This is a genomic window from Acinetobacter sp. WY4 (assembly GCF_018438165.1).
Taxonomy (GTDB): domain Bacteria; phylum Pseudomonadota; class Gammaproteobacteria; order Pseudomonadales; family Moraxellaceae; genus Acinetobacter.
The window spans coordinates 1,976,045-1,992,341 of record NZ_CP053947.1; the positions used below are offsets into that span (position 1 = coordinate 1,976,045).

Below are 16,297 nucleotides of genomic sequence, written 5' to 3' on the forward strand. Positions count from 1 at the left end.
TTCAGCTAATTATATTAGCTTGCATGACTATATAGCTACTCAAAAACAGTCATCAAAAAAGGTCTGTATAAATGCAGACCTTTTTTGATTTTAAATTTTATGCTCAAGAATTTATTGCATCATGCGTTTGGCATTTTCATTTCTAAAGGCCCGCAGAATCTGCTGACCAGCACGACCTGTTGGACTCAAGCCCAAACGCTGCTGTTCCTGACGAATCGCTTGACGGGTTTTATCTCCAATCAGACCATCCACCGCACCAATATCATAGCCACGGTTTAACAGAAATTGCTGGATCTCACGACGTTCTGCACGCGAAGTTCCCGGATCATCAGTAGGCCATGTGGCCATAAATGAACCTTTACCTTGCAGGCGATCGGATAAATGTGCAATCGCCAAGGCATAACTTTCTGCCGCGTTATAGCTATAAATGGCATCAAAATTTTTAAATACCAAAAATACTGGGCCACTCGGGCCTGCAGGTGCAAGTAATCCTGCTTGAGAGGATTGCGATAAATTCCCTTGAACCAATGCCGAACCATCGGCACGAACCACTCCTTGATTGATCCAGCTACTTAAGGATTTTTTCTTGCGACGACCTTCACCAGAAACCGACATGCCTTGCGGGATTTTGACTTCAAAACCCCAAGGTTGTCCGCTCTGCCAGCCACGCTTGCTTAAAAAGTTGGCAGTTGATGCCAGTGCATCTGGAATGCTCGAAACTAGATCACGTCGGCCATCACCATCAAAATCAACTGCAAGTTCATCATAAGTCGATGGCATAAACTGGGTATGACCAAATGCGCCTGCCCAGGAACCCTTTAATTGTTCTTCACGCACATCGCCACGCTGTAATAGTTTCATGGTGGTAAAAAACTCACCACGGAAATAACTCTGGCGACGACCTTCACAACTCAAAGTTCCTAAAGCCTGTAATAAAGGATATTTCCCGGAAATATCACCAAAATTACTCTCGACGCCCCAGACCGCAACTACCGTTTCTGCAGGTACACCATAGGTAGCAGCAACACGATTGAGCACCTCACGATGTTGCTGTAGTTTTTGCCGGCCGAGCTGAACCCGTTCTTCATCCACCAAACCAGACAGATAATCCCAAATCGGGGTAGAAAATTCAGGCTGGTAATTCAGGCGTTCAATCACTGAATAATCCGGGTTTAAGTTCTGGGTATAACGATCATACGTACTGCCGCTTACACCTCTAGCAACAGCTTGACTGCGCAAATTGGCGAGACAGTTTTGAAAATTATTTTGGGAGGCATAATTCGGGATATTTGAACTAGAGGTCAAATCAGTCGGCGTGACACGTTGACCATTAATAATAAGTTCAGCCTGTGCCTGTGAAGCAGCCAAGACCACAGAACCAATAAAAAGTGCAAGCCGTTGCATAAGACCCTTGAATATTTAGATTTTGAATTATGCTTCTACCTTAGCAGCTCATGATGAAAATTAAAGCGCCAATGCGTAAATTTAAATTCATAATTCCTACACTTTTAAATTCATTTTGTAATCTTTAAATTTAAACACGAGTTATCCACAAGCCTGATTTAAATTCAAATCAGCGGGATTTTTAAATTCAAATTCAAAACACTTGCAATCAGTTTTGAATTTAAAAAATACTGGGGGATAACTTGTTTCAGGAAAAGTGAGTCACAATCATCAATATGCTCTAACTACACTCGTTTTTCTTTTAAATTCATTTGAATAATGGGCTAATATTTTTAAATTCAAAACTTTAAATTTATTTATCCAGTTTTAAATTTGAATTCATATTTTTTGAATTTAAAAGCGCAAGTTTAAATTCAAAGTCCGATTTAAATTTGAATTTGTTTTTATGAATTTAAATTCAAAACCACTTTCCAATTTTAAATTCAAAATTTGATTTCAGGCTTATCTACAAGTGAATATGGCAAAATTCAGCTGTAAAAAAGGTTTTATTGGATTGTTATATTTATACTCAATTGATCAGTTTATAAGCAATTGATTTAAAAAATCATCCGACCAATGGTAGGCATTTTTAAAGAGGCGCAATCATGCCTGAAAGCAGACAAATAAAAAAGCGATCACCGAAGTGATCGCTTTTTTTATCAGCAAGTTAAAGCCTAGATGGTCATATCTTCGCTCAATGCCAATGGATTCGGTAAAATTTTCGCCAGTTGGCGGCAAAGCACAGACAATTGCGCGCTGTCATTTGGCATCAAGGTGATGTGACCAATCTTACGGCCTTCGCGCTCTGACTTGTTGTAGAGATGCAAATGCGCACCTTCCAGAGCCAGAACATCTGCAGATTTTGGATGCTGACCAATGATGTTCACCAAGACAGTTGGACGGATCACTTCAGTTGAACCTAAAGGCAAACCAGCCACCGCACGTACATGATTCTCAAATTGCGAACATACGGCGCCTTCAATCGACCAGTGCCCCGAGTTGTGCACGCGTGGTGCCATCTCGTTGGCATATAAGCCTTTGTCTGTCACAAACAGCTCAAGGGTTAGGACACCGACATAGTTCAAGTGATTCAGCAGACGAGTGATGTAATCTTGCGCCACAGGTTGCAAATCTGCGCTGTTCGGTGCAGGCACAATCGAGTGCGACAGAATGCCGTTATGATGATGATTTTCAGCCAATGGCCAGGTTTTGACATCACCATCTTGGCCGCGTACTGCAATAATTGATACTTCACGTGAGAAGGTGACAAAGCTTTCTGCAATCAGCTCACCTGCAGGGCCCAATTCTGCCCAGGCCTGATCCATCTGATCGGTCGAACGTAAAACGAATTGGCCTTTACCATCATAACCGCCACGCGAGGTTTTCAGTACGATCGGCAAGCCCAGTTCAGCTACAGCAGCCTCTAAGCTTTCCAGTGAAGTGACCGCTTTGTACGGTGCAACCGGAATAGCCAGTTCATCAAACAAGGCTTTTTCAGACAGACGATGCTGGGCAATCGCCAAAGCCTGACGCGGCGGATGCAGTTGCTTGCTTTGTGTCAGTACATCGACATCTGCAAGAGGTGTATTTTCAAACTCAAGGCTAAATACATCTGCACTGTTAATAAAGTCTTGCAGACCATTTTCAGCTTGGCTCGAAATCACCGGACCCAAAGCAGCAGAAGGGCAGTCTGTGCTGGCTTCAAAAAATGTACATTGAATATTTAATGGAAGTGCCGCTTGCGCCATCATACGACCCAGCTGACCGCCACCAAAAATACCGATGGTTTTATCCATAATCTGTGTCTCGACTTAAGCCTGGCCTGGAATATTGTTGCTTGCCACTTTATCTGTTTGCGCTGCACGGAAATCTGCAACATTTTTTGCGATTTCTGGACGGGTCAAACCCAGAATTTGCGCGGCCATAATGGCAGCATTGGTGGCACCGGCAGGACCAATCGCCAAGGTACCGACTGCAATACCTGCTGGCATTTGCACAATAGACAGCAATGAATCAACACCGTTTAAAATCGAAGATTTCACCGGTACACCCAAAACTGGAAGATCAGTTTTCGCCGCACACATCCCCGGTAAATGCGCTGCGCCACCTGCACCGGCAATAATTACCTGAATACCACGATCACGCGCTTGCTCGGCATATTCAAACAGGCGGTCTGGGGTACGGTGTGCAGAAACAACTTCGGCTTCAAATGGGACACCAAGCTGCTTGAGCATATTGGCAGTGTGTTCGAGAGTTGCCCAATCTGATTGAGAACCCATGATAATACCTACGAGAGGAGTATCTTGTGCAGCAGCCGCATTCATTGCAAATTTTCCAGAGATTAAAGTGAGAAAAGATAAATCTCGACGAGAGAGCCAAGCTTGAATAGGAGTGCGTATTATAGACTGAAATTGATTTGGTCTAAAGTTCAGCTCAAGAATTAAAATTATCTGTTGGGAAAATGGTCAAAAATAAAACAATAATTTTGCGGCTAAAAATACAAAAATAGGACATACATCACATCAAAAAAAAGTATAACTATCCATATAAAACTTTTTTGCAATGAATAACTTAATACTAAAACCTATACATTGGCAGGGCATTTTTATGTGGTACAAACTAAAAATCTGGCTACAGAATCCCTCAGAAAACTTATGGTTGATGCCAGCTCTTGGCGCCGTCTTTGCGACCTTTTTCTCGCTATTTGCAATCGCCAGTCGCTATTTTATCCCGACCAGCACTGTTCCCAATATCAGTACTGAAACTCTGAGCAGCCTGCTAGATATTATTGCTTCCAGCATGCTGGCAGTCACCACTTTTTCCCTGTCGATTATGGTCGCAGCCTTTGCGTCTGCCTCATCCAGCGGGACACCACGTGCCTATCAGCTGATGATGAGTGATGACAATACCCGCCTTGCTATCAGCAGTTTTATCTCGGCTTTTATTTATGCTGTAATTGCCAAGATTGCGCTCGGGCTTGGCTATTATGGTCCTGCAGGTAGATTTGTACTGTTTATCAGTACCATTTTGGTATTGATGTACCTGATTTATATCCTGATTCGCTGGGTACACACCCTGTCGCAACTGGGCAACCTCACCACCACCATTCACAAAATTGAAGTCGCTGCTTCTACGGCCTTGGCGGAGTTTCGACATCAGCCGAATTTTGGTGCCACCGGACAACGTCCAGAGCAAGCAGCTACCTTTCATGTTTTTAGTACCCAGACCGGCTATTTCACCAATTTTAATAGTGAAGGACTGGAGCAACTGGCCGTCAGCCAACAGCTGCATATCCATCTTCCCCAGCTACCCGGAAAATTTCTGGATCCGATGACGGCACTGGCAGAGGTATATAGCGACCGCGCTTTCAGCCCGGAACAGCAGCAGGAGATCCGAAACTCCATTTTGAATCATGTAATCATTGAAACCAATCGCAGCTTTTTACAGGACCCGCGTTTTGGTGTGGTGGTGATGAGCGAAGTGGGGCAGAAAGCGATGTCTCCCGCAGTGAACGATGTTGGATCAGCGATTAATGCCGTTGATGCCTTAACCCGAATCCTGATTGACAGCAAGGCCGCTGAAGATTTACCGGAGCGGGATTGTCCGCATATCAGTGTGGATATCTTTGATCTCGGGGATTTGATTTACAGTAGTTTTGCACCAATGGCCCGAGATTGTGTGGGTTGTATTGAACTCAATCAGAGAATATTGAAATGTTTAGCGATGATTCAACATAATGTACCCGAACCTGAACTAAAACAGGCTGCAGAAATAATGGCGATTGAATTAATCCAACGCTGCCTGAATAAACTAGAATTTGAACCGGATCGGCAGAAATTACTTTCTGAATTTAGAAGCCATTTCCCCCTGATTCAGCTGAGCCATTAGATCAAGTTAAGGGGTACGGAAGACAAAATAGACACATCCACACAGACATAAAGCGGCCCAGAGATAATCCAGTTTAAAGGGCTGTTTAAACATAAAAATTATAAAAGGAACAAAGACCAGTAAGGTCACGACTTCCTGGGTGATTTTCATTTGACCGACTGCCAGGCCTTGCTGCGCCAGTAATTTGGTCGCTGGAATCATCAGACTATATTCAAACAGGGCAATGGCCCAGCTGAACAAAATCGCTTGCCAGAGCGGTGCATCATGCGGCAAAAATTTTAAATGCCCATACCAGGCCAGGGTCATAAAACAGTTGGCAATTACCAGAAGAAATAAAGCCGGCAGCATTTGCATGCACTCTGCAAAAAAGTCGAACTTATTTTACGGTTTATTTGGCGAAAAGATATTGCATCGCTTTGAAATTTTCTTTGAATTTATCCGTGAAACAGGATTTAAAAAATCCCACAACAAGGCCAGAATTTTCACTATCTTTTCAGCTAAAGCCTTGCTATCGTTGCTTGCAAATTGAATAAATCATGACAACAGCACCAATATAAAGTGATGGGTCAGACAGGAACGGAGTAAAGTAGATGCATCTGCATATTTTGGGTATTTGTGGCACCTTTATGGGCTCGTTAGCGCTACTTGCACGCGATCTGGGCCACCAGGTAACAGGTTCAGACCTGAATGTGTATCCACCCATGTCGACCCAACTTGAAAATGCGGGCATCACTTTAATGCAGGGTTATGACCGCAGTCATTTACAGCCTCATCCGGATCTGGTAATCGTCGGCAATGCCATGAAGCGTGGTATTGATGCAGTCGAATATATGCTGAATGCAGGTCTGCCTTATATTTCAGGTCCACAGTTCCTGGCTGATCATGTTCTGCAAGGTAAACACGTGCTGGGTGTCGCCGGAACACATGGTAAAACCACGACCACCACGATGCTGGCTTGGGTACTGGATCAAGCCGGTCTGGAGCCAGGTTTTCTGATTGGCGGTGTGCCATTGGGCTTTTCGGAAAGTGCGCGTCTCGGTGGTGGGAAATATTTCTGTGTCGAAGCCGATGAATACGATTCTGCTTTCTTCGACAAGCGTTCCAAGTTCGTGCATTACCATCCAAAAACCGCAATTTTAAATAACCTGGAATTTGACCATGCCGATATCTTTGATGATCTGGCCGCAATTCAAAAACAGTTTCATCATTTAGTTCGTACTATTCCAAGTGAAGGCCGGATTATCGCGCCGATTACTGAAAGCAATATTGATGAAGTGCTGGAGCAGGGCTGCTGGACGCCTGTAGTGCGCACCAGTCTAGATGCCAACGAAAAATCTGAACTTTATGCAGAACAATTGTCAGCAGATGGTTCACATTTCAAAGTCCTGCAACAGGGCGTTGTCAAAGGCGAAGTACAGTGGAATATGACCGGGCAGCATTCGGTGGCCAATGCCTTGGCCACCATTGCCGCTGCTGAACATGTTGGCGTATCAATTGAAACCGCCTGTGAAGCGCTGTCGAATTTTGGTGGGGTGAAACGCCGTATGGAACTGTTAGGCACTGTTCGTGGTATCGAGGTTTATGATGACTTCGCCCATCATCCGACGGCGATTGATACGACCTTAGAAGGTGCGCGCAAGCGTCTGGGTGAACGCAAACTCTGGGCGATTATTGAACCACGTTCCAATACTATGCGCATGGGCAGTCATAAAGATGGCTTAGCTCATTCAGCACGTCTGGCCGATGAAGTGATCTGGTATCAACCGGAAGGACTGGACTGGGATCTGCAACCGGTCATTGAGGCTGCGCCAAACAAGGCCAAAGTTGCACGTACACTGGATGACATCATTCAGACCGTAGTGGCAGAAGCAGGTGAGGGCGATGCTGTAGTAATTATGTCGAATGGCGGATTTGGTGGTTTGCATCAGAAGCTGATCACTGTTTTACAAGCATAAAACAGATTTAAGTGAAATGAAGAAGCCCGCTTAGCGGGCTTTTTTTAGCATATTAAAACCTTGCTTCAGCAAAAGTGAACATTTGTTTTGATCCTGCAATCCTATGATTTAAACATTGACCCAAAGAGCAGATTTATCTCTGAACTATCTCGGATGATCTTTTGTTGCAATCTGTACACAAGACTCATTGCAGCGCCATATCACTCAAGGCACAATCGAGAAGAACACAGGTATCTATAGGCCTGAAAGCCAGATCATAAATCAGCCCATCGCTGTCACTATATAAAAGTAATCGAGGCGTTCATTATTCTCGCTGAGTCAGGTCATTCTCATTCCTCATTCCATTAGGAGATGTGTCATGACAACGATGAAAGCGATGGTCTATTACGGCGCAAATGATATCCGCTTTGAAGACCGCCCAGTTCCCACCATTTTGCATCCCAGCGATGCCATCATTAAACTGGAAAAAGTTACCATCTGCGGTACCGACTTGGGTATCTGGAAAGGTAAAAACCCGGAAATTGAGCAGGAGGCTACGCGTAAAGAGGGCAGCTTTAAGGGACGTATTTTAGGTCACGAAGGTATTGGCATTGTGGAAGAAGTTGGTTCCGCCGTGCAAAACTTTAAAAAGGGCGACCGGGTGATTATTTCCTGTGTCAGCCGCTGCGGAACCTGTGAAAACTGCCAGAAACAGCTCTATGCCCATTGTCGCAATGAAGGCGGCTGGATCATGGGTTATATGATTGATGGCACCCATGCCGAATATGTACGCACGCCCTTTGCCGATACCTCACTCTATCATTTACCCGATGGCCTGAATCAAGATGTGGCCGTATTCCTCTCAGATATCCTGCCAACTTCACATGAAATTGGGGTGCAATATGGCGATGTCAAACCAGGCGACAATGTCGCGATTGTCGGGGCAGGGCCAATCGGCATGAGTTGTCTGCTCACCGCACAGTTTTATTCACCCGCCAATATTATTATGGTGGATATGGATGATAATCGGCTGGAATTTGCCAAGACTGTCGGCGCGACGTATATCATCAACTCTGCCAAAGAAGATGCCATTCAAAAGATTCTAGAGATTACCGATGGACGCGGGGTCGACTGTGCCATTGAAGCAGTGGGGGTGGAGCCTACCTGGAATATTTGCCAGCATGTCGTGAAGGAGGGCGGGCATATTGCCAACGTCGGCGTACATGGTAAACCGGTGAGTTTTGAACTGAACAAACTCTGGATTAAAAACCTGACCATCACCACCGGCCTGGTGAATGCCAATACTACAGGGATGTTGCTGAAAACCTGCTGTTCCGGCAAATTGCCCCTAGAAAAACTGGCGACCCATCATTTTAAATTTTCCGATTTTGAAAAAGCCTATGATGTCTTTAAACATGCCTCTGATGAAAAGGCCTTAAAAGTCATGATTGACATGACCTAATCCACATCAGACAAAAAAGTCCGCCATGCGGACTTTTTTATTTTCAGCTTTGATCCATCAGATCAAAAATAGGGGACATAACCACGCTGCTTATAACCTTTTGGCGATGCCAGACTGGCCTGATTTTCTTCCAGGCGATACAGTACTTTGAGGAATTCGGCAATTCCTGACTGCTGTAAGGCATGCGGATCAAATTGCTTCAAACCTAAACGTGAAAATAAAGAAGAAATTTCACTGTGTTTATGCACATATTTCATTGACCATTCCGAGAAATGGGAATGCTCTACCATCGCATCTGCAAAACGCAAGATATTGTGATGGCGGGGATCCCGACAAATGCTCTGAAATAAACTTTCCACTACTTCAGCCTGACCTTCAAGGCACTGGAAAAATTTGCCATGGGAATAATACAACACCCCATGAATCTGATGCTGAAGATTGAACTTCCGGGCAGTGGCCAAAATATCACTCAAATCTTGTAACAACTCTTGTTCAGATTCTATGCGTTCACTGGCATAGCAAAGCTGTAGCATCATGCCATCTCACTAAAGGGAAGAATTAAAAACACAATTTAATCAATAATTTTAAATTAAGTCGACTATTTTTTAATCAAATATCCGTTTTTACTTACATGGTTTTCAGTTTGCATTTCTGGATTAAACTTTTAACAATAGTCCCTAAATTATTAAACGAATATTTTCATACACCTACCATGAACATGAGGATCACTTGATGTTAAAAGATCTGATTTTAACCCTTGCCTTGTTATGTGTGTGTTTTATCCTGATGATCACTTTAAATAACTGGCAATTCAGCGCTCAAACCAATCTGCTGATCAGTTCAATTTTTATTAGCTGGACGATCTTGAAATTTGTTAGACATCGTATTTATTTTCATGCCAGTTACCTGCTGATCATGGCAATTTTAGTGATGCTGCAACAGTTTGAAGAAATTTTCTGGGCGATGACCGGGGTAATGGCAGGTTTCGGTTTATATACCCTGTTACAGGTTATATTGATTCCTGCCTTGAAAGAAAAACTGCATTTATCTTTCGGGAAATCCCCTTGGGTAGTTAAATAGCAGTTGCTGCGACATCTGCCAGACTTCGGTCACGTTTAAACATGACATCCACATAAGAACATTGCGGGATGATGGTTAAACTTTTTTCACGGGCAAAATCGACCAGTACATCCAGCATTTTTCGGGCAATACCGTGGCCACGCAGGGAATCATCGACCCAGGTGTGATCGGCAATGATGACGGCATCGCCCCGCCATTGATAAGTGATCTCCGCCAGACGGCGTCCTTGATCTTCCATAAAAAATACACCACCGCGTTTTGAATCTTGATATTTAATTTCCATACGAATCTAAACCTTTGTTATCATTTTAAAATTATAAAACATCATTAAAGCGAGGCTCTCGCTCGAACATGGATTTGGCAAAAGGGCATTTTGGAATAATCCTGATGCCGTGTTCACGGGCAAAATTCACAGCGGCCTCGACCAGATAATACCCGACGTGCTGGCCGCGTAGGCTGTCATCAACCCAGGTGTGTTCAATCACTAATTGATCTTCATTTACTCTGGAATAACTCATTTCTGCCAGACGTTTTTCATTTGGCTCTACAAACCATAAACCTCCAGTGTCCTGTTGCTGATGCTCAATCAACATGCCGATCCTCTCCTTGTTTTTAAGCCAGACTGACATATTTTTCCTTACTCTATTGTTAGATTTCTTTTAAAGGATTGTGAATCTGTCCTTCTGACCAATACCGCATTCTGCTGAACAGGTTTAAACTGCCGGCCGGTTCTTTTTATCAGATATGTATGTCCAGCTCTTCTTCCACCTCTTCGGTGACACGTCAATGGGTCTGTGTGATTGCTTTAGCCTCTGCTGCCTTTATTTTCAATACCACCGAATTTATCCCGGTGGCGCTATTAAGTGATATTGGTACCAGTTTTGCCATGTCACCGACCCAGGTCGGATGGATGCTGACGATTTATGCCTGGGCTGTGGCGCTGCTGTCTTTGCCAATGATGTTACTGACCAAAAATATTGAACGGCGCTTTCTGCTGATGGTTTTATTTGCGGTGTTTATTTTCAGTCATGTGCTGTCCTATTTTGCCTGGAGCTTTAGCATTCTGGTGCTGAGCCGGATTGGTATTGCCGTGGCGCATGCGCTGTTCTGGTCAATTACGGCGTCGCTTGCTGTGCGGGTTGCGCCAAAGGGCAAAGAGTTTCAGGCACTGGGCTTATTGGCTACAGGTACCGCCATGGCGATGGTCCTGGGAATTCCCTTTGGCCGGATGGTCGGGGAGGCCTATGGCTGGCGCAATAGTTTTGCCTTGATTGGGATTGTGGCGAGCGTGGTGTGCGTATTGCTGGCCAAAACCTTGCCTTTATTGCCAAGTGTCAATTCAGGTTCACTCAGCAGTTTAAAAAACTTGCTAAAACGTCCCAGCCTGATGCTGGTCTTTGCGCTTACCGTGCTTGTGATTAGTGCGCAATTTACCGCCTATAGTTATATTGAACCCTTTGCGCTGAATATTGCGCAATTCAGCTCTGCGCAAACCACCAGCTTATTGCTAATTTATGGCGCTGCGGGTCTGATCGGCTCTTACGTATTTGGCCGCTTTGCACCGCATTTTCCCCGACTCACCATTCCGCTATTTACACTCGGGCTAGGGATCTCGCTACTGTTATTGCTGCCACTGTCTCAGGGTGTATTTCAGCTTAATAGCTTGGCGTTAATCTGGGGCATCAGCATTATTGGGTTTAGTCTGGCTCTACAAGCCAAGACCTTAAATCTGGCTTCTGATGCAACCGATGTCGCCATGGCAATTTTTTCAGGTCTGTACAATGTCGGGATTGGTGGCGGTGCCTTACTCGGCGGTCTGGTAACGGCACATATCGGATTACATAGTATTGGCTGGGTAGGAGCAATCCTGGCCAGCTTGGGTTTTCTGATCAGCTTATACCTGATTCAGCGTCCGGATTTCTTAGGTAAGAAAGCGCCTTGAAGCATGATTTTTGTAAATGAAATTGTAGTCTTAGCAAAAATCTGTCATGCTTGCTGCACATTGAGCTACCGCTCAAATAAAATTTAGTTTGAACAAGGGGAGTAGCCTCCTCCAAGCGTTTAAGAATGAAATTTCAATTTTTAAACGTGTCAGAATATCGTCATTACACTTTGCAAAAAGTCGGTATCTGAGCATCTTGAAGTCACACTTTATATAAAAAAGTGGAACAGTAAGATGTAGGCAAGACCTTGATCATGTTGTTATAGATGTTTTTCATCTGGCAACTGGTCAAGGTTTTTTTATGGCTAGTTGTCCGATGTGGAGAATTCACATGGAAACCATTGGTACACTCTGGCTGTATCTCGTCTTTTTCGCGATTGTCGCAGTCATGCTGATAATCGATTTTGTCGGCTTTAAGCATCAGCATGGTCAGGAAGTTAAAGTCCGTACTGCTGCCTACTGGAGTATTGCCTGGGTCAGTGTCGCGACTTTATTTGGTGGCGGCTTATGGCTGTATCTGGAGCAGACCGCAGGCACGGCAATTGCCAATGCTAAGGTCATGGAATACTTTGCCGGTTATCTGCTGGAAAAATCCCTGGCGATTGATAACGTCTTTGTCTGGCTGATGATCTTCGCGGCCTTCGCCATTCCACCCGCACTGCAACGCAAGCTGCTGTTATATGGCGTACTGGGTGCGATTGTGCTCAGAACTATCTTTATTTTTATTGGTGCGTGGTTCGTGCAGGAATTCTCCTGGATTCTATATATCTTCGGTGCGTTCCTGGTGTATACCGGCTTCAAATTCCTGCGTGGTCAGCATGAAGAAGACAGCAATATTGAAGATATGGCGATTCTAAAATGGCTGCGTAAACATATGCGTATTACCCCGCAACTTCAGGGCGACAAATTCTTTGTCCGTCAAAATGGTTTGCTCTGGGCAACGCCGTTGTTCCTTGTCCTGATCCTGGTTGAAGCCTCTGATGTCATCTTTGCCGTCGATTCTATTCCGGCTATTTTTGCCGTCACCACCGATCCCTTCATTGTCCTCACCGCAAACCTGATGGCGATTTTAGGCCTGCGCGCAATGTTCTTCCTGCTCTCGGGCGCAGCCTCAAAAATGCATTATCTGCCTTATGGCCTCGGGATCATTCTGGTCTTTATCGGCTTTAAGATGCTGATGCTAGATGTGTTCCATATGCCGATCTGGATTTCTTTGAGCTTTATTGTGATTGTCCTGACTGTGACCGCGATCTTGTCGATTCGTCATAGCAAGAAATATAACGAAACCACCCTGTAAAAAGTAATCATCAAAAAAGCCTGCATCAGCAGGCTTTTTTTTATTGTTCTATCAGGGATAATTTGGGCCATTTTTGCAAAAACTGTTTGCTCAGCATGCGTTGTTCGAACACGGCATAACTGACTAAATTCGGATTCCAACGCAGCTTTAACTCAAATAAATCTGCTAAACCGAAAGGGGCAATCAACTCCAACTCATCATCTTTCAGGCGCAGTGCCAAGGCCGTGACAGTTTCTGGCCATAATGACAGCGCATGACTAATTGAAGTTAAAGGCTCAATACTTTCATTTTGATCGGTACGATACCACTCATGTACAAAGGCTTGATTGGTCACATCCCAACAGATATCTGGAAAATAGTCTTTTAACTGATCTGCAAGTTGCTGTTCTATAGCGCGAGCCTGCTTATTTTCGTCATAGAAAATTACATCGACCTCAGTATGATTCATGTCATATTCCCAGCCATGTAAATGCGCCCAGATCACATGACGTAACACACCCGCTGCGACATAAGCTTCAGAGTGCAATTGTGCTAACTGATGCAAGATGCGCATTAAGGTCGGCTGCGCACGCACGATCTGTTGAAATTGATCATGATAATTGGATGGGGTCATAAAAGAATCTGGATCACTATTTAAATATGAATGTTCATACAAACATGGCAATTTTTTCAGCTACAATCAATCGAAAAAATCAAAAAGCGTAGGTTTAAAATGTCTTCTGTAATTGCAACGACAGCGATCCGTGGTCGCTTCCTCGACATTCAGAATACAGTTGCCCAAGCACGTGATATACACGACCAAGTGCGATATGTAGAAGATGGTTTAGTCATCATTCAAGAGGGTAAAATCCAGTGGTTTGGTCCATGGCAAGAAGGGCAGTCACGACTTCCTACCAACGCTGAATTACAGCACTATCCAGATCAACTGATTGTTCCCGGTTTTATCGACCCCCATATTCATTTCCCGCAAACAGAAATGATCGGGGCGTATGGTGAACAACTGCTGGAATGGTTAAATACCTATACATTCCCCACTGAAATCCAGTTTCAAGATGCATCCTATAGCGAAAAAATTGCCGAATTTTTCGTGCAGGAATTGCTTAAAAACGGCACCACCACTGCACTGGTCTTTTGTACCGTTCATCCTGAATCCGTAGATGCTTTATTTAATGCCGCAACCACACGCAATATGCGTCTGATTGCGGGTAAAGTCCTGATGGATCGTCATGCTCCGGAAGCACTAACAGATACAGCAGAAACAGCTTATACCGATTCTAAAGCGCTGATTGAAAAGTGGCATGGACAGGGGCGGAACCTGTATGCGATTACCCCACGCTTTGCACCGACCTCAACACCTGAACAATTACAAAAAGCCGGCCAGCTCAAAAGTGAATATCCGGACGTGTATGTACATACCCATTTGAGTGAAAATAAAAATGAAATTGCCTGGGTAAAAGAACTCTTTCCTGAACGTGAAGGTTATCTGGATGTGTATCATCATTATGGTTTAACCGGGAGCAAGTCTGTCTTCGCACATTGTGTGCATCTGGAAGATAAGGAATGGGATTGTATGCATCAGACCGACTCCGCCATTGCCTTCTGTCCGACCTCAAACCTGTTCCTGGGCAGTGGCCTATTTCCCCTGAAAAAGACCTGGGACAAAGGGGTCAAAGTCGGCTTAGGTACAGACATTGGGGCAGGGACATCATTTAATCAGCTGCAAACCCTGAATGAAGCCTATAAGGTGCAACAGTTGCAGGGTGAAAAACTTTCTGCCTTTGAAGCCTTATATCATGCCACTTTAGGCGGTGCCAAAGCCTTGAGTCTAGATGATCGCCTGGGGAACTTTAATATTGGCAAAGAAGCCGACTTTGTGGTTCTGGATCTCAATGCCACTGCCTTACAGCAGTTACGCCAGAGCAAAGCTAAAAATATTGAAGATGCATTTTTTGCACTGACCATGCTTGGTGATGACCGTAATATTGCAGCCACCTATGTCTATGGAGCAGCCGTTTATGTCAAAGCAGCATCCAGTGAATAAAACAAAAAAATCCCGCCGTCGCCAATACTTGATCCTGTCTGCAATGGCACTGAGCTGTGTTTTTTTATTGAAACGCGATTCAGCAGCGGCTAAAAAATGATTACATTTACAGCCAGCAAAACAGGTGCATCTCTGCTAGGGATGTATTAAAATTGCGACGTATTCAGGTGTTGCAGGTCAACACCTTTTTTATTTTGCTATTTTTACTTTTTAGGTATCTACCCATGACCGTTCAAATGAGCGTAATGATTTCCGCTGAAGAAATTCAAGCTAAAGTCAAAGAGCTTGGTGCTCAAATCAATGCACACTATGCCAATAATGACAAAGAACTTGTGCTCATCGGTTTATTACGTGGTTCAGTGATTTTTATGGCTGATTTATGTCGTGTGATTTCAAAACCGCATGAACTGGATTTCATGACTGTGTCCAGTTATGGAGGTGGCACGGTATCGTCACGTGATGTAAAAATCCTGAAAGATTTAGACGGTGAAATCCGTGGTAAAGATGTGTTGGTGGTTGAAGATATTATTGACTCAGGCAACACCTTAAGCAAGGTACTCGAAATCCTGCAAACCCGTGAACCCAATTCGATTCAACTGTGTACTTTGGTAAGTAAACCATCGCGTCGTGAAATCGATTTGAAGGTCGAATTTATGGGTTTTGAGGTTGAAGATAAATTTATCGTGGGTTATGGCCTGGACTATGACCAGAAGTACCGTCACCTGCCATTTATTGGTGAAATCGGTCTTTAAAATCAGGCTGAAAAAAGTGGCATAGGCCACTTTTTTTATGCCTAAAATAGACAGAAAACCGGGAACAAAAAATAACATCTCGTTTCAGGATTCAACTTTTTATGATCCTAACTTTGTTTCAAGATGATTAAACAGATGTGAAAACAAAGACATGATAAGAAGGAGTATGCATATGTGGACAATTATTGTGGCGATCGTCATTGGTTTTGTAGCAGGTCTGATTGCACGTGCCATTCACCCGGGTAATGACAAGGCAGGCTTTATCATGACCACCTTGCTGGGTATTGCTGGCTCCTTATTGGCGACTTTTGGTGGCCGTATGCTCGGTCTATATTCGGCAGATTCCGCAGCAGGGCTGATTGCTTCCGTGATTGGTGCTGTGATTATTCTGTTTATTTATAATATGGTAACCAAACGCCGTACAGTCTAAACTATTCAGATGTTTCTGAGGCTGATTT

The 16,297-nt window shown here is 44.1% G+C and carries 17 protein-coding genes; 9 read left to right on the plus strand and 8 right to left on the minus strand.

Going from position 1 to position 16,297, the window contains the following annotated elements:
- Nucleotides 1–111: 111 nt before the first annotated feature.
- From G4D73_RS09280 to purE, 3 genes are all read right to left on the minus strand, one after another.
- Nucleotides 112–1,404 (minus strand): lytic murein transglycosylase, encoded by a 1,293-nt coding sequence (locus G4D73_RS09280; protein WP_213686609.1) that lies wholly within the window; start codon nt 1,402–1,404, stop codon nt 112–114.
- Between the two features lie 713 nt (nt 1,405–2,117).
- Nucleotides 2,118–3,239 (minus strand): 5-(carboxyamino)imidazole ribonucleotide synthase, encoded by a 1,122-nt coding sequence (locus G4D73_RS09285; RefSeq protein ID WP_213686610.1) that lies wholly within the window; start codon nt 3,237–3,239, stop codon nt 2,118–2,120.
- 15 nt (nt 3,240–3,254) lie between these two features.
- Nucleotides 3,255–3,767: a 5-(carboxyamino)imidazole ribonucleotide mutase gene (purE, locus tag G4D73_RS09290; RefSeq protein ID WP_004647147.1), complete on the minus strand. Its 513-nt coding sequence runs from the start codon at nt 3,765–3,767 to the stop codon at nt 3,255–3,257.
- A gap of 283 nt (nt 3,768–4,050) precedes the next feature.
- Here purE and G4D73_RS09295 point away from each other — a divergent pair, with 283 nt between their 5' ends.
- Complete coding sequence (locus G4D73_RS09295) at nt 4,051–5,331, plus strand: DUF2254 domain-containing protein (protein WP_213686611.1); 1,281 nt, start codon at nt 4,051–4,053, stop codon at nt 5,329–5,331.
- A 6-nt stretch (nt 5,332–5,337) separates the two neighbouring features.
- Here the strand turns inward: G4D73_RS09295 and G4D73_RS09300 are convergent, their stop codons facing one another.
- Nucleotides 5,338–5,679 (minus strand): DMT family protein, encoded by a 342-nt coding sequence (locus G4D73_RS09300; RefSeq protein WP_213687737.1) that lies wholly within the window; start codon nt 5,677–5,679, stop codon nt 5,338–5,340.
- A gap of 242 nt (nt 5,680–5,921) precedes the next feature.
- Between G4D73_RS09300 and mpl the strand changes: the two genes are divergently transcribed.
- Together mpl and G4D73_RS09310 are read left to right on the plus strand one after the other, a co-directional pair.
- Nucleotides 5,922–7,286: a UDP-N-acetylmuramate:L-alanyl-gamma-D-glutamyl-meso-diaminopimelate ligase gene (mpl, locus tag G4D73_RS09305; RefSeq protein WP_005252988.1), complete on the plus strand. Its 1,365-nt coding sequence runs from the start codon at nt 5,922–5,924 to the stop codon at nt 7,284–7,286.
- 358 nt (nt 7,287–7,644) lie between these two features.
- Nucleotides 7,645–8,727, plus strand: a complete 1,083-nt coding sequence (locus G4D73_RS09310) for a zinc-dependent alcohol dehydrogenase family protein (protein ID WP_213686612.1) — start codon at nt 7,645–7,647, stop codon at nt 8,725–8,727.
- Between the two features lie 62 nt (nt 8,728–8,789).
- Here G4D73_RS09310 and G4D73_RS09315 read toward each other — a convergent pair whose 3' ends face one another.
- Nucleotides 8,790–9,263 (minus strand): BLUF domain-containing protein, encoded by a 474-nt coding sequence (locus tag G4D73_RS09315; RefSeq protein WP_004281912.1) that lies wholly within the window; start codon nt 9,261–9,263, stop codon nt 8,790–8,792.
- Between the two features lie 196 nt (nt 9,264–9,459).
- Between G4D73_RS09315 and G4D73_RS09320 the strand changes: the two genes are divergently transcribed.
- Complete coding sequence (locus tag G4D73_RS09320) at nt 9,460–9,807, plus strand: hypothetical protein (protein WP_213686613.1); 348 nt, start codon at nt 9,460–9,462, stop codon at nt 9,805–9,807.
- On the opposite strand, the gene G4D73_RS09325 is transcribed toward G4D73_RS09320, so the two are convergent.
- Entirely contained in the window at nt 9,800–10,090 is a 291-nt protein-coding gene (locus G4D73_RS09325; RefSeq protein ID WP_005108225.1) for a GNAT family N-acetyltransferase, read from the minus strand. The genes G4D73_RS09320 and G4D73_RS09325 overlap by 8 nt on opposite strands.
- A gap of 31 nt (nt 10,091–10,121) precedes the next feature.
- A complete protein-coding gene (locus G4D73_RS09330; RefSeq protein ID WP_213687738.1) occupies nt 10,122–10,400 on the minus strand; it encodes a GNAT family N-acetyltransferase in 279 nt (92 codons plus the stop codon).
- Between the two features lie 155 nt (nt 10,401–10,555).
- On the opposite strand from G4D73_RS09330, the gene G4D73_RS09335 reads away from it, so the two are divergent.
- Nucleotides 10,556–11,749: a sugar transporter gene (locus G4D73_RS09335; RefSeq protein WP_213686614.1), complete on the plus strand. Its 1,194-nt coding sequence runs from the start codon at nt 10,556–10,558 to the stop codon at nt 11,747–11,749.
- A gap of 331 nt (nt 11,750–12,080) precedes the next feature.
- The gene (locus tag G4D73_RS09340) at nt 12,081–13,046 is read left to right on the plus strand and encodes a TerC family protein (RefSeq protein ID WP_004728997.1); all 966 of its coding nucleotides are present in this window, start codon (nt 12,081–12,083) and stop codon (nt 13,044–13,046) included.
- A gap of 40 nt (nt 13,047–13,086) precedes the next feature.
- Here G4D73_RS09340 and G4D73_RS09345 read toward each other — a convergent pair whose 3' ends face one another.
- Complete coding sequence (locus G4D73_RS09345) at nt 13,087–13,659, minus strand: nucleotidyltransferase family protein (protein WP_213686615.1); 573 nt, start codon at nt 13,657–13,659, stop codon at nt 13,087–13,089.
- Between the two features lie 99 nt (nt 13,660–13,758).
- Between G4D73_RS09345 and guaD the strand changes: the two genes are divergently transcribed.
- From guaD to G4D73_RS09360, 3 genes are all read left to right on the plus strand, one after another.
- The gene (gene guaD, locus G4D73_RS09350) at nt 13,759–15,087 is read left to right on the plus strand and encodes a guanine deaminase (RefSeq protein ID WP_213686616.1); all 1,329 of its coding nucleotides are present in this window, start codon (nt 13,759–13,761) and stop codon (nt 15,085–15,087) included.
- Between the two features lie 224 nt (nt 15,088–15,311).
- Nucleotides 15,312–15,839 (plus strand): hypoxanthine phosphoribosyltransferase, encoded by a 528-nt coding sequence (gene hpt, locus G4D73_RS09355; protein WP_213686617.1) that lies wholly within the window; start codon nt 15,312–15,314, stop codon nt 15,837–15,839.
- A gap of 172 nt (nt 15,840–16,011) precedes the next feature.
- Nucleotides 16,012–16,269 (plus strand): GlsB/YeaQ/YmgE family stress response membrane protein, encoded by a 258-nt coding sequence (locus G4D73_RS09360; protein ID WP_004281926.1) that lies wholly within the window; start codon nt 16,012–16,014, stop codon nt 16,267–16,269.
- The last annotated feature ends 28 nt before the right edge of the window (nt 16,270–16,297 follow it).